Source organism: Pseudomonas sp. 3A(2025) (assembly GCF_054589175.1).
In genome coordinates this window covers 263,765-284,823 of the sequence record NZ_BAAILM010000039.1, presented here as the reverse complement: position 1 = coordinate 284,823, position 21,059 = coordinate 263,765, and the positions used below count along the sequence as shown (strand labels likewise).

The 21,059-nt window shown below is 63.2% G+C and carries 21 protein-coding genes; 2 read left to right on the top strand and 19 right to left on the bottom strand.

Features of this window, described 5'->3' with window-relative positions; all coding sequences use genetic code 11:
- Positions 1-78 precede the first annotated feature (78 nt).
- Positions 79-816: a TraX family protein gene (locus ACYP2A_RS16865; protein ID WP_459746705.1), complete on the top strand. Its 738-nt coding sequence runs from the start codon at positions 79-81 to the stop codon at positions 814-816.
- Positions 817-830: 14 nt separating this feature from the next.
- Here ACYP2A_RS16865 and ACYP2A_RS16860 read toward each other — a convergent pair whose 3' ends face one another.
- From ACYP2A_RS16860 to ACYP2A_RS16850, 3 genes are read right to left on the bottom strand one after another with little or no spacing between them, the layout of a single operon-like run.
- Positions 831-1,490 carry a retron system putative HNH endonuclease gene (locus tag ACYP2A_RS16860; protein WP_459746704.1) on the bottom strand — a complete coding sequence of 220 codons (660 nt, stop codon included), beginning with the start codon at positions 1,488-1,490 and terminating at the stop codon, positions 831-833.
- A complete protein-coding gene (locus ACYP2A_RS16855; RefSeq protein ID WP_459746703.1) occupies positions 1,487-2,749 on the bottom strand; it encodes an AAA family ATPase in 1,263 nt (420 codons plus the stop codon). Before ACYP2A_RS16855 ends, ACYP2A_RS16860 begins: the two co-directional genes overlap by 4 nt.
- Positions 2,750-2,798: 49 nt before the next feature.
- Complete coding sequence (locus ACYP2A_RS16850) at positions 2,799-4,031, bottom strand: MFS transporter (RefSeq protein WP_459746701.1); 1,233 nt, start codon at positions 4,029-4,031, stop codon at positions 2,799-2,801.
- Between the two features lie 117 nt (positions 4,032-4,148).
- Here ACYP2A_RS16850 and ACYP2A_RS16845 point away from each other — a divergent pair, with 117 nt between their 5' ends.
- Positions 4,149-5,045 carry a LysR family transcriptional regulator gene (locus tag ACYP2A_RS16845; protein WP_459746700.1) on the top strand — a complete coding sequence of 299 codons (897 nt, stop codon included), beginning with the start codon at positions 4,149-4,151 and terminating at the stop codon, positions 5,043-5,045.
- A gap of 80 nt (positions 5,046-5,125) precedes the next feature.
- Here the strand turns inward: ACYP2A_RS16845 and ACYP2A_RS16840 are convergent, their stop codons facing one another.
- Genes ACYP2A_RS16840 through ACYP2A_RS16765 form a run of 16 tightly spaced genes read right to left on the bottom strand, consistent with a single transcriptional unit; the run spans position 5,126 to position 21,055 of the window.
- Positions 5,126-5,572 (bottom strand): excinuclease, encoded by a 447-nt coding sequence (locus tag ACYP2A_RS16840; RefSeq protein WP_459746699.1) that lies wholly within the window; start codon positions 5,570-5,572, stop codon positions 5,126-5,128.
- A 28-nt stretch (positions 5,573-5,600) separates the two neighbouring features.
- The gene (locus ACYP2A_RS16835) at positions 5,601-6,827 is read right to left on the bottom strand and encodes a beta-ketoacyl-ACP synthase (RefSeq protein WP_459746697.1); all 1,227 of its coding nucleotides are present in this window, start codon (positions 6,825-6,827) and stop codon (positions 5,601-5,603) included.
- The gene (fabG, locus tag ACYP2A_RS16830) at positions 6,827-7,555 is read right to left on the bottom strand and encodes a 3-oxoacyl-ACP reductase FabG (protein ID WP_459746696.1); all 729 of its coding nucleotides are present in this window, start codon (positions 7,553-7,555) and stop codon (positions 6,827-6,829) included. Before fabG ends, ACYP2A_RS16835 begins: the two co-directional genes overlap by 1 nt.
- Entirely contained in the window at positions 7,548-8,006 is a 459-nt protein-coding gene (locus tag ACYP2A_RS16825; protein ID WP_459746695.1) for an ApeP family dehydratase, read from the bottom strand. Before ACYP2A_RS16825 ends, fabG begins: the two co-directional genes overlap by 8 nt.
- Entirely contained in the window at positions 8,003-9,196 is a 1,194-nt protein-coding gene (locus ACYP2A_RS16820; protein WP_459746694.1) for a beta-ketoacyl-[acyl-carrier-protein] synthase family protein, read from the bottom strand. Before ACYP2A_RS16820 ends, ACYP2A_RS16825 begins: the two co-directional genes overlap by 4 nt.
- Entirely contained in the window at positions 9,193-9,678 is a 486-nt protein-coding gene (locus ACYP2A_RS16815) for a hypothetical protein (protein WP_459746693.1), read from the bottom strand. The genes ACYP2A_RS16820 and ACYP2A_RS16815 overlap by 4 nt, the downstream gene beginning before the upstream one ends.
- Complete coding sequence (locus ACYP2A_RS16810; RefSeq protein ID WP_459746691.1) at positions 9,675-10,409, bottom strand: class I SAM-dependent methyltransferase; 735 nt, start codon at positions 10,407-10,409, stop codon at positions 9,675-9,677. The genes ACYP2A_RS16815 and ACYP2A_RS16810 overlap by 4 nt, the downstream gene beginning before the upstream one ends.
- Complete coding sequence (locus ACYP2A_RS16805) at positions 10,406-11,653, bottom strand: NAD(P)/FAD-dependent oxidoreductase (RefSeq protein ID WP_459746690.1); 1,248 nt, start codon at positions 11,651-11,653, stop codon at positions 10,406-10,408. Before ACYP2A_RS16805 ends, ACYP2A_RS16810 begins: the two co-directional genes overlap by 4 nt.
- A complete protein-coding gene (locus ACYP2A_RS16800) occupies positions 11,640-12,812 on the bottom strand; it encodes a sodium:proton antiporter (RefSeq protein ID WP_459746689.1) in 1,173 nt (390 codons plus the stop codon). The genes ACYP2A_RS16805 and ACYP2A_RS16800 overlap by 14 nt, the downstream gene beginning before the upstream one ends.
- Positions 12,809-15,154, bottom strand: coding sequence for an MMPL family transporter (locus ACYP2A_RS16795; protein ID WP_459746687.1), 2,346 nt, complete (start codon positions 15,152-15,154; stop codon positions 12,809-12,811). Before ACYP2A_RS16795 ends, ACYP2A_RS16800 begins: the two co-directional genes overlap by 4 nt.
- A complete protein-coding gene (locus tag ACYP2A_RS16790; RefSeq protein WP_459746685.1) occupies positions 15,138-15,731 on the bottom strand; it encodes an outer membrane lipoprotein carrier protein LolA in 594 nt (197 codons plus the stop codon). Before ACYP2A_RS16790 ends, ACYP2A_RS16795 begins: the two co-directional genes overlap by 17 nt.
- Positions 15,728-16,153 carry an acyl-CoA thioesterase gene (locus tag ACYP2A_RS16785; RefSeq protein WP_459746683.1) on the bottom strand — a complete coding sequence of 142 codons (426 nt, stop codon included), beginning with the start codon at positions 16,151-16,153 and terminating at the stop codon, positions 15,728-15,730. Before ACYP2A_RS16785 ends, ACYP2A_RS16790 begins: the two co-directional genes overlap by 4 nt.
- Complete coding sequence (locus tag ACYP2A_RS16780; RefSeq protein WP_459746682.1) at positions 16,143-17,690, bottom strand: HAL/PAL/TAL family ammonia-lyase; 1,548 nt, start codon at positions 17,688-17,690, stop codon at positions 16,143-16,145. The genes ACYP2A_RS16785 and ACYP2A_RS16780 overlap by 11 nt, the downstream gene beginning before the upstream one ends.
- Positions 17,687-18,616 (bottom strand): LpxL/LpxP family acyltransferase, encoded by a 930-nt coding sequence (locus ACYP2A_RS16775; protein WP_459746680.1) that lies wholly within the window; start codon positions 18,614-18,616, stop codon positions 17,687-17,689. The genes ACYP2A_RS16780 and ACYP2A_RS16775 overlap by 4 nt, the downstream gene beginning before the upstream one ends.
- Entirely contained in the window at positions 18,613-19,365 is a 753-nt protein-coding gene (locus ACYP2A_RS16770; RefSeq protein ID WP_459746678.1) for a glycosyltransferase family 2 protein, read from the bottom strand. The genes ACYP2A_RS16775 and ACYP2A_RS16770 overlap by 4 nt, the downstream gene beginning before the upstream one ends.
- Complete coding sequence (locus tag ACYP2A_RS16765) at positions 19,358-21,055, bottom strand: ApeI family dehydratase (protein ID WP_459746677.1); 1,698 nt, start codon at positions 21,053-21,055, stop codon at positions 19,358-19,360. The genes ACYP2A_RS16770 and ACYP2A_RS16765 overlap by 8 nt, the downstream gene beginning before the upstream one ends.
- Between the last annotated feature and the right edge of the window lie 4 nt (positions 21,056-21,059).

Sequence of the window (21,059 nt, the reverse complement as noted above, 5' to 3'; positions counted from 1 at the left end):
ATTATGGTGCTCACTGTAAACGAACATGGCCGGTTCCGGCAGCCGTCGTTGTACATGTCTATACATGAAGAGGGATAGATGGACCTTTCCAATCCGCCGTTTCTGCCCATGCGCAACCGGGCGCTGGACTTGCTCAAGTGGCTGGCGATGCTGAGCATGGTGCTCGATCACCTGCGTTACGTGGGCTGGTCAGTGGATTTTTTATATGTGCCGGGGCGTCTGGCGTTTCCGTGGTTCTGCCTGGCGATTGCCGCCAACCTGGCGCGCCGCAGCGCGGCTGAAGTGTCGCCGCGTGTGCAGTGGCGCTATCTGGGCTGGATGCTGGGGTTTGCGCTGTTGTCCGAGGTGCCGTATCGATTGTTCATGGCGGATGCGCCAATCTTCAACGTGATGCCGACCTTGCTGCTCGGCCTGCTGATCGCTCAGGGCTGGCGCCAGCGCATGGTTGCCACACGGATCATGGCACTGGCAGCCTTGTTACTGGCGGCGCTACTGCAACAGCACCTGATGTTCGGCCTGGCCGGGGTGCTGTTGCCGCTGGTGCTGTTGCTGGTGATTCAGCGCTCGCCTGGCTGGGCCTTGCTGGCGGGCGGGGTGTGTATTTTTGCCAACGCCTGGCAAGACATGTTCGCCGGCATGAGCTGGGGCGATCCGGTGTCCATCGGCGCATTGCTGGTCTGTTTGCTGGCGCCGCCGGCGGGCGTTGCGTTGTTGCAGCACAAGGTGCGCTGGCGAGTCTGGCCGATGCGCCGCTGGGCCTATGCGATTTATCCGCTGCATTTTTTGCTGCTGTGGGGGATACGCCACATCACGTAGGTTCTATCTGACCCTCAAGGGTGTGGCTTAACGGGGGATAGCAGCTGTTCTGCATAACGTGCAAGTACATGACCGAACGCGACCTGCTTTTCAGCAGGTGCTGTGCGCAGGGCTGTGATGATCTTCATGAGTTCCTGATCATTGGTATGCACGATGAACTCATCGTCGAAAAAACTTCCGATGGCTTCTTTGCGTCGCTGGTTGAGGTAAGCGATATCCAGTGCCAGAACCTCAATCATTGTGGATGCTGCACTATCTTCGGGGTTTGTGGGCTGTATGCCCCCGGTCAGCAGGTAGCGAAAGCGTTGCTCACAGGTCTCTTCTGTCGGGGCAATAAAGGCGTGTTCATCAAACCAGTTTCCTTTGCGATGACCGCAATGCAGAGGATTACCCGGTTTGGTTTGACGTAGACAGGATGCATGAAGATTGGCGTAGTCCAGTGCCTGCTTGGGGTAATGCTCTTGAGGTCTGAAGTGCTCGATATGGCTGCTATCAAGAGCGACCTTCTGGCCACAATAACAACAGAAGAAATTTTGTTCTTGCAGCAGGCTCTCGTGTAATTGCCGTTTTTCCGGATTCTGCAAGTCAGGGTAGACAGGGGTCCAGTCTGCATTGGCTTGTTCTTTCCATCGGCTGAAGGCAGCGGGCTCAGTTCCTTTGATAATCCGCTTCATCGGTTAATGATTTCCTTACGCCTGATCAAGGCTTCAGCGCCTGCAAACTCGGGTAAGTCAGGCGCTATTTCTTTCAGTGCCTGGAGTTTTTTTCGGGCCTGTTCAAGGCCATTGTCTTCCAGGGTGGAGAACAGCTCGTTCAGCAATTCTTCAATTTCTGGTGCACGCTGGGCAACGTCCATTACGTCTTCAAGGACGCTGCTGGAGTCGAGCCCGTAAGTGACTCTTGGATGAGAGCCCTTTGTATTGTGTAAGAGGATGACTTGGTCGGGTTTCAAACTGCCGATGATTTGTGGCGAGTGGCTGGCCGCGATGAATTGAATCTTCGGAAAGGCTTTTTGCAGGGCGGGAGCAATACTGCGTTGCCAGCCTGGATGCAGGTGAATATCCAGCTCGTCGATGATGATGACGCCTGTTGTGTCCACCAGCGCTTCTTTGCCTAGATGTGGGTTGAGCAGGAAAATCCGGCGGGCAATATCGGCGAACAGCGCAATTATTCCGCGCTGGCCATCGCTGAGGTCGTTAAAGGGTATGGTCTTGTCTTCAAGATTGACGATCAGGCTGCGCAGGTCCATGTCGTACTCGATGCTCTTGAATGGCAGCGCGCATTGGATTGCCGAGTTGAGCCACTCAAGTTCGTCGTTGAATTTATCTATAGAAGGCTTGCGCGATATTTTTTGCAGTCGCTCCAGCGTTTTACCCACCAGCCAGCTTTCAAAGTATTTAAAGTTGGCAGCTGCATCGAACCATTGTTTATACGCGTCAAGTCTGGATGGCTTTTCCAGCGCTGCCTGCTGTAGGTAAGCCTCGTCAGTCGACCAGCGTCGGTTGGCTTGATAGAAGGCCACTATTGCAAGGTCTGTTGGCTGGCTGGGATCCAGCGAGTTCAACTTTTGCTGGGTTTTTATACTGATAGGAACGCTGACCGGTTGGCCCGCACTATTGCGCTCCAACGACAGACTCCAAGCGGGAAAATCAAAAGCCTCGCCTTGCGCTTCAAGCTTGATGGGGTAAAAACGTTCAAAGCGGAACTGGCCGTCAAAATCGACGATTGAAAATCGCACGTCCGTCTCGGACAACGCCGAGCCATGAATTCCCAGAGCCTCCATAAAATCTTTGAAGCTGGCCGCCACCCCTTTCAGCAACGACGTCTTCCCGCTCCCATTAACCCCCACCACCAGATTGAACCCCGGCTGAAAGTCAAAATGAGCATCTTCGTAGCAACGAAAATTCTGCAGGTGAAGGTGGTCGAGGCGCATGGCGGTTTTCCTTACCAGGTCAGGCGGATGCGCCAGTGTACCTGAGTCGCTAATCCTTCCCACTCAACGGCTGCAACCGCGCCAGCCGCCACGCGACGCCCAGTGCCAGCAACAACAGCAACCCGATGAACAACACGATCCCGTTCCAGCCTGCGTGGTGCCAGAACACGCCGCCGGCGGTGCCGGCCACGCTGGAGCCGACGTAGTAGCAGAACAGGTACAGCGAGGCGGCCTGGCCGCGGGCGTGGGTGGCACGGCGGCCGACCCAACTGCTGGCCACCGAGTGAGCGCCGAAGAAGCCGAAGGTGAAAATCAGCACGCCGACCATCACCACGGCCAGCGGCGTGAACAGGGTCAGGCCCAACCCCGCCAGCATCAACACGATCACGGCCCAGAGTACTTTGCGCCGGCCCAATGTGTCGGCCAGGCCGCCGATTTTCGCCGAGCTATAGATGCCCGACAGGTAGACCACCGACAGCAGGCCGACTACGGCCTGGCTGAGGTTGTACGGCGCTTCGAGAAAACGGTAGGCAATGTAGTTGAAGAGCGTGACCGAGGCGCCCATCAGCAGGAAGCCTGCAAGAAACAGCAGCGGCAGGCCGGGATCGCGAAACTGCACGACAAAGCCGTCGAGCAGGCTGCGTGGGTGCAGCGAGCGCGGGCGGAAGTTGCGTGACTCGGGCAGGATGCGCCAGAACACTGCCGCTGCGATCAGCGCCAGGCTACCGATCACCAACAGCGCGACGTGCCAGTTCACGTAATCGATCAACACCCCGAGGATCAACCGCCCGGACATGCCGCCCACCGCACTGCCGGCGATGTACAAGCCCATCGCCAGGCCCAGATGGGTGGGATGGATTTCTTCGCTCAGGTACGTCATGGCCACGGCGGCCAGCCCGCTCAACGACAGGCCGACCAGTGCGCGAGTGACCAGCAGGGTTTCCCAACTGGGCATCAGCGCGCTGGCCAGTGTGGCGATGGCGGCGCAGAACATCGCCAGCACCATCACCGACTTGCGCCCCAGGCGGTCGGAAATGGGGCCGGTGATCAGCAGGCCGATGGCGAGCATGAAGGTCGAGATGGACAGCACCAGGCTGGCCTGTGTGGGGCTGATTGCAAATTCCTGAGACAGCCTCGGCATCATCGGCTGTACGCAATACAGCAAGGCGAAGGTCGCAAAACCGCCGGCAAACAGCGCCAGCACCGTGCGTTTGAACTGCGCTGTGCCCTTTTCGATATAGGTCGTGGCATCGCTAGGGGCGTGGGCAAAAGCAGGATTCACGGTAGACCTCGGAGGGTGCGACAAGCTGGCATGGAAAAAAGCATATAGCCCGCTAATGATTCAATCCAATATATTGTTCGACCTGTTTGATAGGTTTCACGACTTGATCGAGGCTGTATGGAATTGCGTCATCTGCGTTACTTCATTGCCGTCGCCGAAGAGCTGCATTTTGGCCGGGCGGCGCAGACGCTGGGGATTTCCCAGCCGCCGCTGAGCCAGCAGATTCAGGCGCTGGAACAGGAACTGGGTGCGCGGCTGTTCGAGCGTACCAATCGTCGGGTCGAGCTGAGCGAGGCCGGGCGGCTGTTTCTCGATGAGGCGCGACTGGTGCTGGCGCAGGTCGACAAGGCCGCCAATGTGGCCCGCCGTGCGCAACTGGGCGAGCTGGGTGAACTGAAGATCGGCTTTACCGCGTCGGCGCCGTTCATTTCCAGCATCCCCAAGGCGATCTTCAACTTTCGCCAGGCGTACCCCGCCGTGCATCTGGCCTTGCAGGAAATGATCAGCCAAGACGTGGTCGAGCAACTGGAGGCCGGCAGCATGCACGTGGGCATCATGCGCCCGTTGCCGTTACCCGACTCGCTGGTGGCCATTGAAATCCTGCGCGATCCACTGGTGGCGTACATGCGCGCCGATCATCCATTGGCGCTGCGCAGTGAAGAGGGCGTACACATGGCCGACCTGGCCCATGAGCCGTTTGTGTTCTTCCCGCGGACCTACGGCAGTGGCCTGTATGCGCAAGTGATGAGCCTGGCCCGGGCGGCGGGTTTCAATCCGCTGATCACCCAGGAAGCAGGCGAGCCGATGACGATTATCGGCCTGGTGGCGGCGGGGCTGGGCGTGACGATATTGCCGGCGTCGTACCAGCGCGTACGCATCGAAGGCGTGGCCTTTCGCACCTTGCTCGACCCCGGCGCCACCAGCCCGATCTGGCTGGTACGGCGCAAGGACGAACAGTCACCGATGGCCAACGCCTTCTTCGAGCTGGCAACCGGGCGACTGGGCTACTCGTGAACTCGTAGGACCGGCTTTAGCCGGGAAAGCCGTCATGCGGCGTCTGCTTCCCGACTAAAGTCGGTCCTACGAGCGTGGTGTCAGTTGACCTTGCTGAGGTCGCCTTTCAGCGCCACGCCCGCCACGAACGCGCCGGCGTGGCATTCGAAGTTCACCGGGTCCTTGCGCTCGATTTTCTTGTAGTAGCTGGCGATGTTGGTCACCGCGTTCGCGCCCGCGCCTTTGGCGGCTTCGTTCAGTTGCAGGATGGCCGATTGCAGCACCCATTCGCAGGCTTCCGGGTCGCTTTTGTTGAAGGCGTTGGTCTTCTTGTTGGTGATCGCGTTAGGGCTGACCACGGTGACCTTGCCGCGCGGGGTGACGCCGGCCAGGTAGAAGCGAACGCTGCCGTCGAGCTTGCCTTCCTGGGTCATCTGCTGGATCACCTTGTCGAAGGGCAACAGCAGCATGGTGTCGCGCGCCTGGCTGATGCCGGGCAAAACACTCAGGGCAATCGCAGCGCCTGCGATCCAGGATTTCATCTTCATCGGGTTCATCTCCTTGAAAGTTCGGGTCTCAGACCCAGCGACGGAAAATCAACGACGTGTTGACCCCGCCAAATGCGAAATTGTTGTTCATCACGAATTCGTTGCTCATCACCCGCGGTTCGCCACTCAGGTAATCCAGCGCGCCGCACTGCGGGTCGACCGCGTTCAGGTTGAGCGTGTGGATGTAGCGGTCGCGGTTGAGCATTTCGATGCTGAACCACGACTCAAGTGCCCCACAGGCGCCCAATGTGTGACCCAGAAAGCTTTTTTGTGAGCTGATTGGCATTCTTGAGCCGAACAGCTCGCTGGTGGCCAGGGTCTCGGCGATGTCGCCTTGCTCGGTCGCGGTGCCGTGGCCGTTGACGTAGCCAATGGCGTCGGGCGCCAGGTTGGCATCCTGCAAGGCCAGCTCCATGGCGCGGCGCATGGTCACCTGCTCGGGGCGGGTGCTGTGCGCGCCGTCGGCATTGCTGCCGAAACCGACGATTTCCGCGTGGATGTGTGCGCCTCGGGCCAGCGCGTGTTCAAGTTCTTCAAGCACCAGCATGCCGGCGCCTTCACCGATCACCAGGCCGTCGCGGCCGGCGTCGTAAGGGCTGGGGCTGGTGTGCGGGGCGTCGTTTTTCAGGCTGGTGGCGTACAGCGCATCGAACACCATGGCCTCGGTGGGGCACAGCTCTTCGGCGCCACCGGCAAGCATCAGCGGCAGGCGCCCGAACTTGATTGCCTCATAGGCATAGCCGATGCCCTGGCTGCCGCTGGTGCAGGCGCTGGAGGTCGGAATCAAACGCCCGGTCAGGCCGAAGAAGATGCTGATATTGGCGGCCGTAGTGTGCGGCATCATGCGCACGTACGAGTTGGCATTCAGGCCGTCGGCCACCGAGTTGAGCAGCATGTTGCCGAACGCCTTGATGTCTTCGGTGCTGCCGGTCGAGGAGCCGCAGGCGGTGCCCATGCGCCCGTCGCGGATGATCGGGTCATCGAGCAGGCCTGCATCGCGCAAGGCTTGCTCGGACGCGGCGACCGCCATGCGCGAGACCCGGCCCATGCTGCGCAATTGCTTGCGGGTCCAGTGCGCGGGCACGGCGAAGTCATCGATGGGCCCGGCCAGCCGGGTGTTGAGCTCGCCGAAGCGGTCCCACTCGCTCATGTAGCGAATGCCGCTGCGGCTGGCGCTGAAGCTGGCCTCGATCGTGGCCCAGTCGCTGCCCAGCGAGGTGATGCCGGCCATGCCGGTAACGACCACACGTTTCATCAGCACAGGCCTCCGTTGACAGCCAATACCTGGCGGGTGATGTAGCCGGCTTCGGCGGACATCAGGAAATTCACGGCACCGGCGACTTCTTCGGGCGTGCCCATGCGTTGCGCCGGGATCATTTTCATCAGTTCTTCGACCGGTACGTTTTCATCGAGCATCGCCGTGTCGATCAGGCCGGGGGCGACGCAGTTGACGGTGATCTTGCGCTTGGCCAGCTCGATGGCCAGTGCCTTGGCGGCGCCGATCAGGCCGGCCTTGGAGGCGCTGTAGTTGACCTGGCCACGGTTGCCGATCAGGCCCGACACCGAGGTAATGCACACGATACGGCCGGCGGCGCGGCGACGGATCATCGGCATGGTCAACGGGTGCAGCACGTTATAGAAGCCGTCCAGGTTGGTACGCAGCACGGTGTCCCAGTCGTCCTCGCTGAGCGCCGGAAAGGCGCCGTCGCGGGTTAGCCCTGCGTTGAGCACCACGCCGTAGTAGGCGCCATGGGTCTCGACGTCCTGCTCCAGTACCGTGCGGCAGGCTTCGCGGTCCGAGACATCGAATTGCAGCACGCGGGCCTGACGGCCCAGGGCGAGGATTTCGGCCTGTACGGCTTCTGCTTCTGCCAGGCCGCTGCGGCAATGCAGCACCAGGTCGAAACCTGCCTGTGCCAGGCGCAGGGCAATGGCCCGGCCGATGCCACGGCTGGAGCCTGTCACCAGGATCGAATCAGTCATGTGTGGCGTCCTCGTTCAAATAAGCGGCGGCGTTGGGCGGGCAATACACGCTCAGGCGGGCGAACGCTTCGAGGTTCGGGCCAGTGAGACGGCATTCGAACACGCCCATGCCGTTGTCGTCCTGCAAAGTGCGCAGGGCATTGATCGTCAGTTCGCTGCCAGCCGGAAAGTGCTCAACAGCGCATTCGTATTTGCGCGTGCCGAGCAAAAAACCAAGCTGCACAGGCTCGCCACGCTGGCGCGCCTGGCAGCCGGCAAAGGCGGCAACGCTTTGCGCCATCAGCTCGATGCCGACCCAGGCCGGCAGGTGGCCGTCGGCAGTGTTAAGCAGACCGTCGGGGCGCACGGTCACGCGGGTCTCAATGGTGTCGTCGTCGAACGCCACTACCTGATCGATCAGGATCATGTCGGCCGCGTGGGGGATCAGTTCGGCAACCGGCCAGGCGATCATGCGGCGTCTCCGATAATCAGGCTGATGTTATTGCCGCCAAAGGCAAACGAGTTGCTCATCAGGCGGCGCGGTGTGTGGGCGGGCAGGCGCGTATCGGGCCCGGCCCAGCGCAGGGCAGGCAATTGCGGGTCGGCTTCGGCGTCCCAGACATGCGGCGGTAGCGCCAGCTCGGGATTATCACCGCTCAGGCTCAGCCAGCAAAATGCCGCTTCCAGCGCCCCGGCCGCACCCAGCGTATGGCCGCTCAGCGGTTTGGTCGACGAGCATGGTACGCCGTGCGGAAACAGCGCTTGCACCGCCAGGCTTTCCATTGCGTCGTTGTGTTGCGTGGCGGTGCCGTGCAGGTTCAGGTAATCGATCTGGCCGGCTTCAAGACCTGCGTTATGCAGGGCACGCTGCATGGCTTCGCGCGCACCACGCCCGGTCGGTTCGGGGGCGGAAATATGGTGCGCATCGCTGCTGGCGCCGGCACCGAGCAGGGCAATCGAATGCTCGCCGCTGGCCTGGCGGGTCATCAGAAACAGCACGGCAGCTTCGCCGATATTGATGCCGTCGCGGTTGCGCGAGAACGGGTTGCAGCGCTGTTTCGACACTGCCTCAAGGGCGTTGAAACCGTTAAGCGTCAGTTTGCACAGGCTGTCGACGCCGCCGCACAACACCGCATCGCACAGGCCCAGGTCCAGTGCACGGCGGGCGCTGAGCAAGGCGCGGGCGCTGGAGGTGCAGGCGGTGGAAATCACATAGGCGGGGCCGCTGAGGTTCAGCCACTGTGCGAGAAAGCTGGCCGGGGCGCCGAGTTCCTGCTGGCGATAATCGTAATGTTCGGGAAAGGTCTGGTCGCGCAGCCAGGTGCCCATGCTGCGGCTGGCCTCGTCGATGCCCGAAGTACTGGTGCCGAGAATTACCCCGACCCGGTCGGCACCGTAACGGGCGATGGCCGCGCGGATCGGCGCCTCGATCTGCACGGCGGCGGCCAGCAGCAGGCGGTTATTGCGGCTGTGGGCGCCCATCTCCAGCGGGATGGGCGGCAGCTCGCCGTGAATGGCGCCGACCGGCAGGCTTGATCCTGCGACCCAGCCGCTTTCGCTCTGCATGCCGCTGCTGTCGCCGGCAAACAGCTTGCGGGCCACTTCGCTACGGCTGTTGCCCAGCGCGCAGACCAGGCCCAGATCATTGAGATAGGCGGTCATGGCGCGTTTCCGTTGTCCAGTGGGGTGATGTGATAACGCAGGCCCTGTTGCAGGCTCAGGGTGAACACGCGCGGGGTGCGATAGTCCACAACCCAGCGTGATTGCAGCCGGCGTTGTGCGCCTTGCTGCTGCGCGGCCGGGTAACGGCTGGCCAGTTCGTTGTCCGGGGTCAGGGCGAACAACAGCGCGGCGAACAGCTCACGCGCTTCGGGGTTGGGCGGCAGCAAGCCGTCGGCCTGCCATTCACCGTTGCTCAAGCGCTGGCGGGCCTGCGGAATGCCCAGCGGGTCCATCATCGACCAGCGCAAGGCGGCGTCTTCCTGCTGGATGATCAACAGCCAGTCCTGCTGCTGGGCGGCCTGTTCACGCTGCACATGCAACTGCTGCGGCAAGGGCAGCGTCGGCAGCCCGGCCATGGGCAAGGGCGCCTGGCTGGCGCAACCGGCGAGCAGCAACAGGCTCAGCCATAAGACGCGAATCATACTGCGCCACTCGCCAGCGGCTTGCGCGCCACCGCATTGACCAGGGTTTCTTCACGCTGACCAAACGGCTTGGGCTTGCGCAGTTTCAGGCGCTCCAGCAGGCCGAAGTCCTGGCTGCGGCTCCACCACAAATACGGGTACGACACGTTGGCGTCAGTGAACTGAAAACCCTGGCCACGCAGCATGTCGAGGTACTGCGCCGCGCTTTTCTGCACGTGCATGGGGTGGCGGAACAGCCAGCGGATCACCCAGGTGTCGATATAGGCTTCGGTGGACTCGGCAAACAGCAGGTAACCGCCGGGCTTGAGCACCCGGTAGAACTCGGCCAGCGCCTGTTGCTGCTCGACCAGATGGTGAAAGGTCTGGTGACAGAACAGCAGGTCGACACTGGCATCGGCCACCTGCAAAGACGCGCAGTCGCTGCCGATCAGCTCGACGTTCAGGCCCAGGCGCGTGGCTTCGGCGCGGCTTAGTTCGAGGCTGTGCGGGTCGGCATCCACACCAATGATGCGCGCTGGCTTGAACACCTCGTTCAAGTAACGGAACGACTTGCCCTGGCCGCAGCCGGCATCCAGCAGTACCGCGTTGCTCGGCAACGGCTCGCTGAACAGCCCGCGCAGGTCGTTGATGGCTACGCGCAGCACATGGTGCTGCCAGGTGTGGCTGCGCAGGAACCAGAAGCCGAAGCGGGTTTCTTCGACATAGCTGTCGCTCAGGAACGGTCCGCTCATGAGGCCTCGCTCGCGCAGATTTCAGCCAGCATGCGCAGGCGGCGCTTGGGTTCGCTGACAAACGGGTTGCGCATATCCCAGGCATAGCCGGCGAGGATCGAGCAGATCATGGCGCGAATCTCCGGTTGCGCGTCCTTGTAGAAAATCACGTCCTGAAAGCTACCGTCGTACCAGCCTTCGACATAGGCGCGGAAGGTGTCGACGCCGCGCTTGAGCGGCACGGCGAAGTCGTTTTCCCAGTCGACGCTTTCACCGCGTAGCTGACGGTCCAGCAGGCCTGCGGCCATGCTCGCCGAACGCATGGCGATGGTCACGCCCGAGGAGAACACCGGGTCGAGAAATTCGGCAGCATTGCCCAGCAGGGCAAAGCCGTTGCCGTGCAGCGATTTGACGTTGGCCGCATAGCCGCCGATGGTCCGCGCCGGGGTGTCCCACACGGCATTTTCCAGCACTTTGCTCAGGCTTGGCGTTTCGGCGATGAAGGCCTTCAGGCAGGCGTCCAGATCGTCGGGCTTGTTCTTGAAACGCTCGGCGCTGGCGACCACGCCGATCGAGCAACGGCCGTTGCTGAACGGGATCGACCAGAACCACACGTCGCGCTGGTGCGGGTGCACGCTGACAAGGATCTTGTTGCGGTCGAAAGGCGGGCTCTGGATGTGGTCTTCGACGTGGGTGAACACCGCCTGGCGCAGCGGAAAGTCCGACGGCGCCTCAAGGTCGAGCAGGCGCGGCAATACCCGGCCATAGCCGCTGGCATCCAGCACGAAACCGGCTTGCACGGTGTACTCGCTGCCGTCTTCGCGACGTACCTGCAATTGCGGTTGTGCGCGGCTGAAATCGACGCTGACAATCTCGTGCAGGTAACGAATCTCGACACCTTGCTGCGCGGCCTGATCGGCGAGCAACTGATCGAAGCTGGCGCGCTGAACCTGGAAAGTGGTCGGCTTGCCCTGGCTGAACGTGTCGCCGAAATCGAAATCGCTGTACTCATCGCCCCAGGCAAAGGCCGCGCCGTTCTTCAACTGGAAGCCCGCCGCCTGCACGGCGTCGAGCATGCCGGCTTCTTCGACGAAGTCCAGGCAGTGCGCCAGCAGGCTTTCGCCGATGGAAAACCGCGGGAACGCCTGGCGCTCGATGACCAGCACATCGTGGCCCTTGCGTTTGAGCAAGGCGGCGGCAATCGCGCCGGCAGGGCCTGCGCCGATGACCACGACCGTGCGATGTTCCTTATCAGTGATTGGCACAGGAGTTCCTTACCGGTTTGTCGGTAGCAGTAGCGAATGAAAGATTTTTGCGGCCCAGCCCGACCAGCGCCGGCATCAGGGTGGCCAGCAGGCTCATCAGCATCAGCGCCAGATAAAGTGCGGCGCTGATCAGTTGCTGTTGCAGCAGCATGTTGAGAAAGACGATTTCGCTGAGGCCGCGAATGTTCAGCAGCACGCTTTCGCGCCAGCGGCTGGCACCGGGAAACGACGGTGGCGCCCAGCACAGGCCCAGCCAGTTACCCAGCAGCTTGGCGGCGATCGGCACCACAATCAGCGCCGCCAGTTGCAGGCTGTCCAGCGCGCCGAGGGCGGTGTGCACGTTGATCTGCACCAGGCCAAACGTCAGCAGCAGCGGCACGGCCAGATAGTTTTGCAGGGCGCGCAGTACATCCGGCTTGATCGGTAGCACCCAGGCTTGCTTGAGGCGCGCCATGCACAGCAGATAACCGATGCCGAAGATCAGCGCGTTAAGCCGGTAATGCTCGGCCACCACCAGCAGGGCGAAAAAGCCCAGGCTGTAGACCAGCGGCTGGCGGATGCGCAGCACGCGCAACAGCAATGGCGCGCAGGCCATCAGCAGCGGCAGCAACAGGCTGCTCAACTGCAGGCTGCCTTGGGCCAGCGCGAACAGGCTCCAGCAGGTCAGGTCGATGATGATTGCCGCCTGCACCAGCCGATGAGTCGCTTCGAGCGGGTAGCCGATGTGCTTGAGGTACAGGTACAGCACCGGAATTGCGGTAATCGCAAATACCAGCCCCACGGCCAGATCACTGAGCCAGGCTTGTTCCGGCAGCAGCCACAGCGCACAGGCCAGGCCGCCGGCAAACGGCACGAGAAAACTCGGCACCGCAATTTTCAGGCTCTGGCGGTCGAGCCGTACCTCGATCACATCGCTGAGGATATGCCCCAGCACCAGCGCAAACGCCAGGCTGTACAAGGTCTTGAGCCACACCGGCGCAATCAGTTGCGCACCCGTGAGCTGCCAGTGCGGCTCGATCCACAGCAGCATCAACAGCGGCAGGCCGAAGGTGGCCAGCAGCAACTGGCTGACGATTGGAATCAACCCCAACCGGCTGCCAATCCAGGTGGCGCAGGTAAAGGCCAGCAGGGCCATGAGCCAGAACAGCAGGATCATCATGGGTGAGCCTCAGTGTGTTTGAGCGCGCGCGGGCTGGCCCACGGAGCGAGCAAAAAGCTGAACACCAGCCCGAGGCTGACCGACAGGCCAAAGTTGCTGATCGCCGGTGTCTGCGACAGCGCCAGCAGGCCGAACGACAGCCAGGTGGTAATGGCAGCCAATAACGTGCCGAGCAAACTGACCGCAGCACCGCCGACTTGTTCGCGCATGAGGATCGCGTAATCGACGCTGATTGCCGTCACCAGCAGCAGGCCGAACAGGCTGAACAGGGTCAGCGGCTGGCCCAGCCAGCCCAGGCACGCCAGACTGCACAGCGCCGCCAGCAGCGGCAGGGCGACGATGCGCAGCGCACCGCCGAGGCCAAAAGGGGCGATCAACAACACGACGATCAGCCCACACGACAGCAGCTTGAGTTCGGCGGCGCTGATCTGGGTCTGGGCGAACACGCCGTTCAGCGCGCCGAGGCGGTCGACCAGTTGCACGCCGGGCAAGTCCTTGGCCTGGGCGTGCAGCAGGGTCGGGTTATTCAGGCCTTGCAGGCTGACGATGGCGGCTACGCCGTTGTCGCTCTCTATACTGCTGCGTCCCAGCCACAGCGTGCGCCACGGTTCGCTGACCGGTCCGGCCAGCGCCTGATCGATGTCTTGCACGGGCAACGCCTGCAACTGACGCAGTTCGTTACTCAAGGTCTCGGCAGTGACGCCCAGCGCCAGCAGTGGCTGCCAATGCCCAGGCAGCTTTTCAAGGGCGGCGCGCACGGCCTGCTGTTCGCTGGGCGCGGCGAGCAGCTGGTTAAGCGCCATATAGCCGCGCAGGGTTTTCTCGCTGACCAGCGTGTCGAGGCGCTGGGTCAGGGCGTTCTGGCGCTCAAGCAACTGCTGCTCGTCTGCGCCGCGAATCAGAAAGAACTGGCTGGTCGGCTGGTAACCGGTGATGCGCGCAATCGCCTGGGCTTCGTCGGTCAGGGCTGGTGGCGCCGAGACCCATTGGCGAATGTCGTTGCGGGTGGTCAGTTGCCAGAGGCCGGCGGCACAGAAGGCCATCAGCAGCACCAGCAACAGCGGCGTATTGATCTTGTTCAACAGCGCTTCGCGCCAGTCGAGCAGGCGCTGGGCGACCTGCAACGGCCAGTGCGCCGGGCGCAGTTCGACCTTGGCCAGCAACGCCGGCAGCAAGCACACCGACGCCAGCCAGGCACCGATCAGCCCGGCGGCAGAGAACGCGGCAATTTGCGTCAGGGCCGGAAACGGCGTCCACGCCAGCGCCAGATAACCGATGCAACTGGTGATCAGGCTCAACGTCAGGCCCGGCAGGGTCAGGCGCAGTGCCGGCCAGCTGCGCCACGGTTTCAGCGTCCAGCTCTTGGACAAATAGTGCAGCGGGTAATCCACCGCCACGCCGATCAGGCTGGAGCCCAGCACCAGCGTCATCACATGCAGATGGCCGAAAATCGCCACGCAGGCCACTGTGCCAAACAGCATGCCCACCAGCACCGGCACAAAGGCCAGCAACACCCGCCAGCGGCGGAAAGCCAGCAGCAACAGCAGCAGAATGCCGGCCGTGGCGCCGCCGCCGACCCAGGTGATTTCCTGACTGGCCTGCTTCTGGCCGGCGGCGGCGTACAGCAAGCCGCTGGCAGCCAGCAGCCTGCCGTTATCCTGCGCGGCCTGCTCGCGGGCCGTGGCCAGCAACGCGGCTACCTGAGTCGGCAGGTGCATGTCGAAGGCATCGTTGGCGGTGCGCACGCGCAGCAGCGCCCATTGCAGGCCATCGGCTTGGGCAATCAGCGCGCCGCTGGCCAGGTCTGGCTCCACCGAGCCCGTGCGCGGCAGCGCATTCTGGATACGCCCGGTCAGGCCCAGCCAGTCGTCCTGGTTTGCCACCAGACTGAAGCCGGCAAACGGGTCGAACAGGCTTTGCACGCGCTGTTCGATAAACGCCTGTGGTTGCTCGATCAACTGCTTGCGATCGGCAGCCGGCAGCATCGCCAGCCGGCCTTGCAGCAATTGCTCGCGCAGCGCCGGCAGGTCGGCTTGCAGGTTCCACTGGACCTTCTCGAACAGCCCGCTGACTTGCCATTGTTCTGCAAGATGCTGGGTCAGCTTGATCGCTTGCTCGCGCTCGGCGTGCCCGACCAGCACCAGCATTTCGCGGTTCAGCGGTTCTTGCATGCGTTGTTCGGCGCGCAGCTCCAACGGGTCGGGGCGGCTGCCCGGCACCAGTTCCATGAGGTTGGCCGACAGCGGCGGGCCGTCACGCCACTGCCAGCCGGCCAGCGCCATGACTGCCAGCAGCATCAGCAGGAACAGGCGCGGCAGATGCCGCTCAGGATTTGAAGTCATTACGCCGGGCATCGCTGAGCGCAGGTGCGCTGTGGCTGTCGATCATGTTCAGCACGGTGCTGTCACCCTGGGTTTCGAGCAGTTCGATACGTTGCACCAGCTCGCCGCCGTCGATATTGATCTGGCGAAACACCTGTTGCAGCAACACCGAGCGCGGGGTCAGGATCAGTTTCCAGGCCTGGGCATCGCCGCTCAGTTGCAACTCGAAATCGCGTTGCAGGCCACTGCTGTCGCCTTGCAACACGGCGAGAAACAGGCGGTTCTGCTCGGTACCGGCGCTCTTGCCCGGCAGCAGTTGCCAGCTTGAGCCCTGACGCCGGGCGATGCCGGCATTGGTGATGCGGTAGTCCTGTTTCAGCGGGGTTTCCAGCAGCCACAGCAGGCCGAAATCCCGCGCCAGCACGAAGTTGCCGGTGCTGACCAGCGGCTGCGGCAGGGCGCGCAGGTGTTTCTCCTGGCTGAAACGCCCCTCGACCACCACAGGTTTGGCCAGTTGCGCACTGAGCTGTTGCAGGTCGAAGGCCTGGGCCAGTGAGGACAGGCACAACAGCGTCAGGGCGGTGAGCAAGCGTTTCATGGCAAGGCCTTCTGCACGGCGTCGGTAAAGACTTTGGGGGATGCCAGTTGCATCTCGCGGGTGGCGACGTCGACGGCGACCTGCACGGTGCTGGCGCGGGTCATGCGTTCGCCGGTGGCGGCGTCGCTGATCAGGTAATTGATCTTCAGGCGGTTCTCCCATTCGACCAGGCTGGCGCGCACGATCAGCTTCTGGCCGAACACCGCGCCGCGTACATAACGCAGTTGCAGGTCGATCACCGGCCAGCCGTAGCCCGATTCGACCATCTGCATGTAGTTGTGGCCGATGTGGTCGAGCAGCGCGCAACGCGCCACTTCGAGGTATTTGACGTAGTGGCCGTGCCAGACGATGTTCATCATGTCGACATCGAAAAACGGCACGACGACTTCGGTGTCGACGTCGATCAATCCTTTACTGCGCATGCAACCTCCAGTGGCGGTCGGCAATACGTTGCAGGCACAGGCGCAGCTCGCCCTCAAGACCTCGGTCGTCGATGACCGGGGCAAAGTCTTCGCTCAATTGCGTGTGCATGGCGGCCAGCGCTGGTGGCAGCGGACGCGCATCGGCTTGCCGGCTGCGCAGCCACAGGCCCTGATTGGCGGCGATCAGCGTAGCGGCGGCGACCTGTTCGGTCAGCTCCAGCACGCGAATCGCATCGCGGGCGGCGATGGTGCCCATGCTCACCTTGTCCTGGTTGTGGCATTCGGTGGAGCGCGAGAACACGCTGGCTGGCATGGTGTTTTTCAGGGCTTCGGCGGTCCAGGCGCTGGCGCCGATCTGCACCGCCTTGAAGCCGTGGTTGATCATTGCCCGCTCGGCGCTGGCGCCCGACAGGTTGCTCGGCAGGCCGTGGTTGTAACGCACGTCCACCAGCAGCGCGAGCTGGCGGTCGAGCAGGTCGGCGACGTTGGCCACCAGGGTCTTGAGGCTGTCCATGGCAAAGGCAATGTGCCCACCATAGAAGTGCCCGCCGTGCAGCACGCGCTCTTCGTCGCCGTCGATAATCGGGTTGTCGTTGGCGCTGTTCAGTTCGGTCTCGATGAACGAACGCAGCCAGCCCAGGCTGTCGGCCAGTACGCCCAGCACATGCGGCGCGCAACGCAGCGAATAACGGTCTTGCAGGCGATGCAGCGGCGCGGTCGGTGCGTCGATCGCCAGGTCCTGACGCAGCCAGGCGGCGACCCGGGTCTGGCCGGGGTGCGGCTTGGCCGCGAACAGGCGCTCGTCGAAATGCTCGGGGTTGCCTTGCAGGGCCACGACGTTCATCGCGGTGATGCGCGTGGCCAGTTGCAGCAGGTAGTCGGCGCGGGCAAAGGCCAGGCAGGCAATGCCGGTCATCACTGCGGTGCCGTTCATCAGGGCCAGCGCCTCTTTGGGGCGCAGCACCAGCGGTTCCCAGCCCAGCTCGCGATGCACGTCGAGTGCCGGGCGGCGCTCGCCGCGATACAACACCTCACGCTCGCCCGACAAGGTCGCGGCCACGTAAGACAGCGGGGTCAGGTCGCCGCTGGCGCCCACCGAGCCTTCTTCGGGAATCAGCGGCAGCACATCGTGCTCGATAAAGGCCTGCAAGCGTTCCAGCAGCTCGATCCGCACCCCCGACACGCCGTGGCACAGCGACTGCAAACGCGCCGACAGCACCGCACGGGTGGCGCGCTCGTCTAGCAGCTTGCCCAGGCCGCAACCGTGAAAGGTGTACAAATGGCGGGGTAACGCTTCGACGTGCTGCAACGGCACGGCCACCACGCACGAGTCGCCGTAGCCGGTGGTGACGCCGTAGATCACGCCTTCCTTGTCCAGCAGCGAGTCGAGAAACTGCGCGCCACGGGCAATGCGTGCGCGGTATTCGGCATCGGCTTGCAGGGCGGTGGGTGCCTCGCGGTTGGCGACGGCCAGCACCTGCTCGATGCTCAGCGGCTGGGCGCCGAAGGTCACGGTGTCGGTCACTTGATGAGTCATCGATGCTTCCAGAAAGGATAGAAATTGAACCACTGCTGCGGGGCTTGCAGGCAGTAGTGCGCCAGACGTTCGGCGTAGCGTGCGGCCCAGTGGGCAATGACCTCGGCACGGTCGCTGCGGCGCCATTGCACCGCGTCGGTGAAGGGTTCGAGGATCACCCGATAGCCCTGCGCGTCCTTGAGGCAGAAAAACAGGTTTACCGGGCACTTGAGCAGCCCGGCCAGTAGCCACGGGCCTTGCGGCAACGCCGCCGGTGCGCCGAGAAAGTCGACTTGCACATGGCGGCCGCCATGCAGCGGCACGCGGTCGCCGGCAATCGCCAGCCACTCGCCGTCGTCCAGACGCTGGCTCAGTTGCAGCATGATCGCAGGGTCCAGTTCGCTGACCTGCACCAGCCGCAGGTTGGTCGCGCCGGCTTCGCCCAGCAAGCGGTTGAAACGCTCGGCGTGCTTGGTATGCACCAGCACGTTCATGGTGACCTTCTCGCCCAGCTCGGCCAGCGCCCGGCAGACTTCGAGGTTGCCCAGGTGCGCACCGACCAGCAGTTGCCCGCGTGCACCGCGCAGTTGAGTGCGCAGCCCGGCGGTGTCGACGATACGAATCTGCTCGATGCGCAGCTTGCCGTTCCATACATCCAGCTTGTCGAGCAAAGCCTCGGCAAAAGCCATGAACTGGCGGAATACCTTCCAGGTGGTGGGCCGCAGCTCAGGCCGGCCGCTCCACTGCGCCAGACGCTGCTGGTACTCATGAATGCTGCGTCGGGCGGTGCGGCCGAAGATAAAGAAGTACAGCACGATGCCATACAGCACCGGGCTAAGCAGGCGCCGGCCCAGTACACGCACGGCCCAGGCGGTGAGCTTCATCAGCATGAAACTGCCGCGCTCTTCGCGGTCGGCCCAGTGCTTGTCGTCTGGCGGCGCACTCATGGCTGCACCTTGGCTTGCGGCGAGACCTTGCGCCACAACAGCACCGGCAGGCGCAGCAGCATGCCGAAGAACAGCTTGGTGTGCATTTTCGAGATCAGCGCGTTGTCGTGAAACAGGCGAAAGTGCGACAGGCCGTCCTGCGGGTAATGCACCTTGGTCGGCAGCCAGCGCATCGGCTGGCCGCGCCACGACAGGCGCACCAGAATCTCGGTGTCGAAATCCATGCGCCGGCCCAGATTGACCTTCCCGATCAGCGCGAGCACCGGCGCCAGCGGGTAGACCCGAAAGCCGCACATCGAGTCGCGAATGTGCAGCGACAGGGTGTTGATCCACACCCAGACGTGGGTCAGGTAGCGCGCATACAGCCGGCCCTTGGGCACGCTGGCGTCGTATTGCGGGTAGCCGCAGATCAGCGCCTGCGGGTGCTGGCGCGACTGCTCGAGAAAACGGCCGATGTCGCTGAGGTCATGCTGGCCGTCGGCATCGACCTGCAAGGCATGGCTGAAGCCCAGCCTGGCCGCCTCATGGAAGCCTGCGATGACTGCGCCGCCCTTGCCCTGATTGACCGGCAGGCGCACCAGATACACGGCCTCGAGCGTGGCCAGTTGCTGCAACACCTGGGCGCACGCCGGGCTGCTGGCGTCGTCGACCAGTACGCAGGGCAAGCCGGCGTCGCGCAGGGCCTTGACCACGTTGGGCACGGCCAGTTCGTGATCGAAGACCGGGATGACTGCGCAAGGGTTATGCATGAGCGGGCTCCTGCTTTTGCCCTTCCAGCAGCAGCCGGCCGCTGGAGCAGGGCGCCTGTTGCTGGTTGTGGTAGGCGAAATACAGTTTGCCGCGTTGCGCATCGAAGCGCAGGGTCAGGCTCAGGCGGTCGCCGGGGCGCACCAGTTGCTGGAACTTGAGCACTTCCATGCCGGCAAAACGCGGCGGCAGCTCCAGCAAGCGCTGGCCCAGTTGCATGGCCCAGTCGACCTGCACCACGCCGGGCAGCACCGGCACCTTGGGAAAATGTCCGGTGAAATACGCAAGGTCCGGCGGCACTTGCAGCTCAAGGTGCAAGGTGTCGTCCAGGGTTTGCTGGCTCAGCAGTTCCGGGCCTTTGCCGCGTGGCGCAGCGAGCAGGGCTTCGACCTGGGCCTGTGGCAGTTTGCCTTGGGTTGTGAGCGGCAGTTGCAACAGCAGCCGCCAGCGACGCGGCAGGGCCAGCGGTTCACAATGGCCGCTCAGGTGTTGGCGCAAGGTTTCGGTCAGGGCGCGGCGGCCCTGATTACGCAAGGCATGCAGGCCGCTGTCGCTGAGCACTACCAAAGCGCCCAGCGAGGCGCGGCGTTCCTGCACCACGCCCAGGCGCGCCTCGCTGACCCACGCATGGCTGGCCAGTGCCTGCTCCAGCGAGGGCAGGGCAATACGTTTTTCTTCGAGTTTGACGATGCGGTCCAGTCGGCCCAGCAAGGCAAAACGGCCATCGGCTTCGAAGCGTGCGGCGTCGGCGGTCTGCTCGATATGGTCGGGCGGCAGATAGGTCGAGCGCACCTGCAAGGCGCCTTCGCTGTCTTGCGTCAACTGCACACCATCAAAGGCTTGCCACAGCGGCTGGCCCTGACGCCAGGCGATACCGCCGGTTTCCGAGCTGCCGAAAATCTCGGTAGGCCATTGCCCCAGCCGCTGGTGCAGGCTGCTGGCGGCGTCTTCGGGCAGTGCGCCACCAGAAGAAAACACCCGGCGTACCGCGCTCAGGGCCGGCCAGTCGAGGTTGTCGCCCATGCGCTTGAGCAGCGCGGGGCTGGCGACCCAGGCAAACGCCGGGTGCTCGCCACTGGTGCGTTGCAGGTCTTCGGGGAAGGGCAATTGCCGACGTTCCCACGGCCGCCCGGCGCACAGCGGCCACAGCACCCGGAACAGCAAACCGTAGATATGCTGGGCCGCCACACTGCCGATGATGCAGGCATTGCCGAGTTCGGCGCCCCACAGCTTTTCCAGGCCGCGCACTTCGTTGTCGAGCTGGCGCAGGCGCTTGTCGATGCGCTTGGGCTCGCCGCTGGAACCGGAGGTGCACAGGCTCAGGCGGCATTCATCCAGGTCCAGCGCAGCGGGCAGCAACGGTTCGGCCAACAGCTCGCTCAGGCGCACATCGCCAGGTTGCTCGCTGAGCCACAGGTCGACCTGCGGATTCCAGCGTTCGCGGGTCTGCGCTTGCAGATCGGCGGGCAGCAATACACTGACCCCGGCGCGCCAGGCGGCGAACAGCGCGATGGCCAGGTCGCCGGCATCTTCCAGGTGGATCGCCAGGCGCTGCACACCCCGCGCTTGCAGGCCGGCGGCGGCGCTCAGCGCCTGCGCGCAAAACTGTGCATGGCTCAGCGCCGGCTGCGGACAGAGCAGCCTGTCGGGATCGGCATCGAGCAGCAGGTGTTCAAGATTTAACCAGTTCATGTCG

Excerpts from the sequence above, each read along its gene's own strand:
- ACYP2A_RS16815 (WP_459746693.1), bottom strand. The coding sequence starts at position 9,678 with ATGATTCGCGTCTTATGGCTGAGCCTGTTGCTGCTCGCCGGTTGCGCC.
- fabG (WP_459746696.1), bottom strand. The coding sequence starts at position 7,555 with ATGACTGATTCGATCCTGGTGACAGGCTCCAGCCGTGGCATCGGCCGG.
- ACYP2A_RS16800 (WP_459746689.1), bottom strand. The coding sequence starts at position 12,812 with ATGATGATCCTGCTGTTCTGGCTCATGGCCCTGCTGGCCTTTACCTGC.
- ACYP2A_RS16855 (WP_459746703.1), bottom strand. The coding sequence starts at position 2,749 with ATGCGCCTCGACCACCTTCACCTGCAGAATTTTCGTTGCTACGAAGAT.
- ACYP2A_RS16865 (WP_459746705.1), top strand. The coding sequence starts at position 79 with ATGGACCTTTCCAATCCGCCGTTTCTGCCCATGCGCAACCGGGCGCTG.
- ACYP2A_RS16780 (WP_459746682.1), bottom strand. The coding sequence starts at position 17,690 with ATGACTCATCAAGTGACCGACACCGTGACCTTCGGCGCCCAGCCGCTG.
- ACYP2A_RS16810 (WP_459746691.1), bottom strand. The coding sequence starts at position 10,409 with ATGAGCGGACCGTTCCTGAGCGACAGCTATGTCGAAGAAACCCGCTTC.
- ACYP2A_RS16765 (WP_459746677.1), bottom strand. The coding sequence starts at position 21,055 with ATGAACTGGTTAAATCTTGAACACCTGCTGCTCGATGCCGATCCCGAC.
- ACYP2A_RS16825 (WP_459746695.1), bottom strand. The coding sequence starts at position 8,006 with ATGATCGCCTGGCCGGTTGCCGAACTGATCCCCCACGCGGCCGACATG.
- ACYP2A_RS16840 (WP_459746699.1), bottom strand. The coding sequence starts at position 5,572 with ATGAAGATGAAATCCTGGATCGCAGGCGCTGCGATTGCCCTGAGTGTT.
- ACYP2A_RS16770 (WP_459746678.1), bottom strand. The coding sequence starts at position 19,365 with ATGCATAACCCTTGCGCAGTCATCCCGGTCTTCGATCACGAACTGGCC.
- ACYP2A_RS16860 (WP_459746704.1), bottom strand. The coding sequence starts at position 1,490 with ATGAAGCGGATTATCAAAGGAACTGAGCCCGCTGCCTTCAGCCGATGG.
- ACYP2A_RS16835 (WP_459746697.1), bottom strand. The coding sequence starts at position 6,827 with ATGAAACGTGTGGTCGTTACCGGCATGGCCGGCATCACCTCGCTGGGC.
- ACYP2A_RS16775 (WP_459746680.1), bottom strand. The coding sequence starts at position 18,616 with ATGAGTGCGCCGCCAGACGACAAGCACTGGGCCGACCGCGAAGAGCGC.
- ACYP2A_RS16820 (WP_459746694.1), bottom strand. The coding sequence starts at position 9,196 with ATGACCGCCTATCTCAATGATCTGGGCCTGGTCTGCGCGCTGGGCAAC.
- ACYP2A_RS16790 (WP_459746685.1), bottom strand. The coding sequence starts at position 15,731 with ATGAAACGCTTGCTCACCGCCCTGACGCTGTTGTGCCTGTCCTCACTG.
- ACYP2A_RS16845 (WP_459746700.1), top strand. The coding sequence starts at position 4,149 with ATGGAATTGCGTCATCTGCGTTACTTCATTGCCGTCGCCGAAGAGCTG.
- ACYP2A_RS16785 (WP_459746683.1), bottom strand. The coding sequence starts at position 16,153 with ATGCGCAGTAAAGGATTGATCGACGTCGACACCGAAGTCGTCGTGCCG.
- ACYP2A_RS16795 (WP_459746687.1), bottom strand. The coding sequence starts at position 15,154 with ATGACTTCAAATCCTGAGCGGCATCTGCCGCGCCTGTTCCTGCTGATG.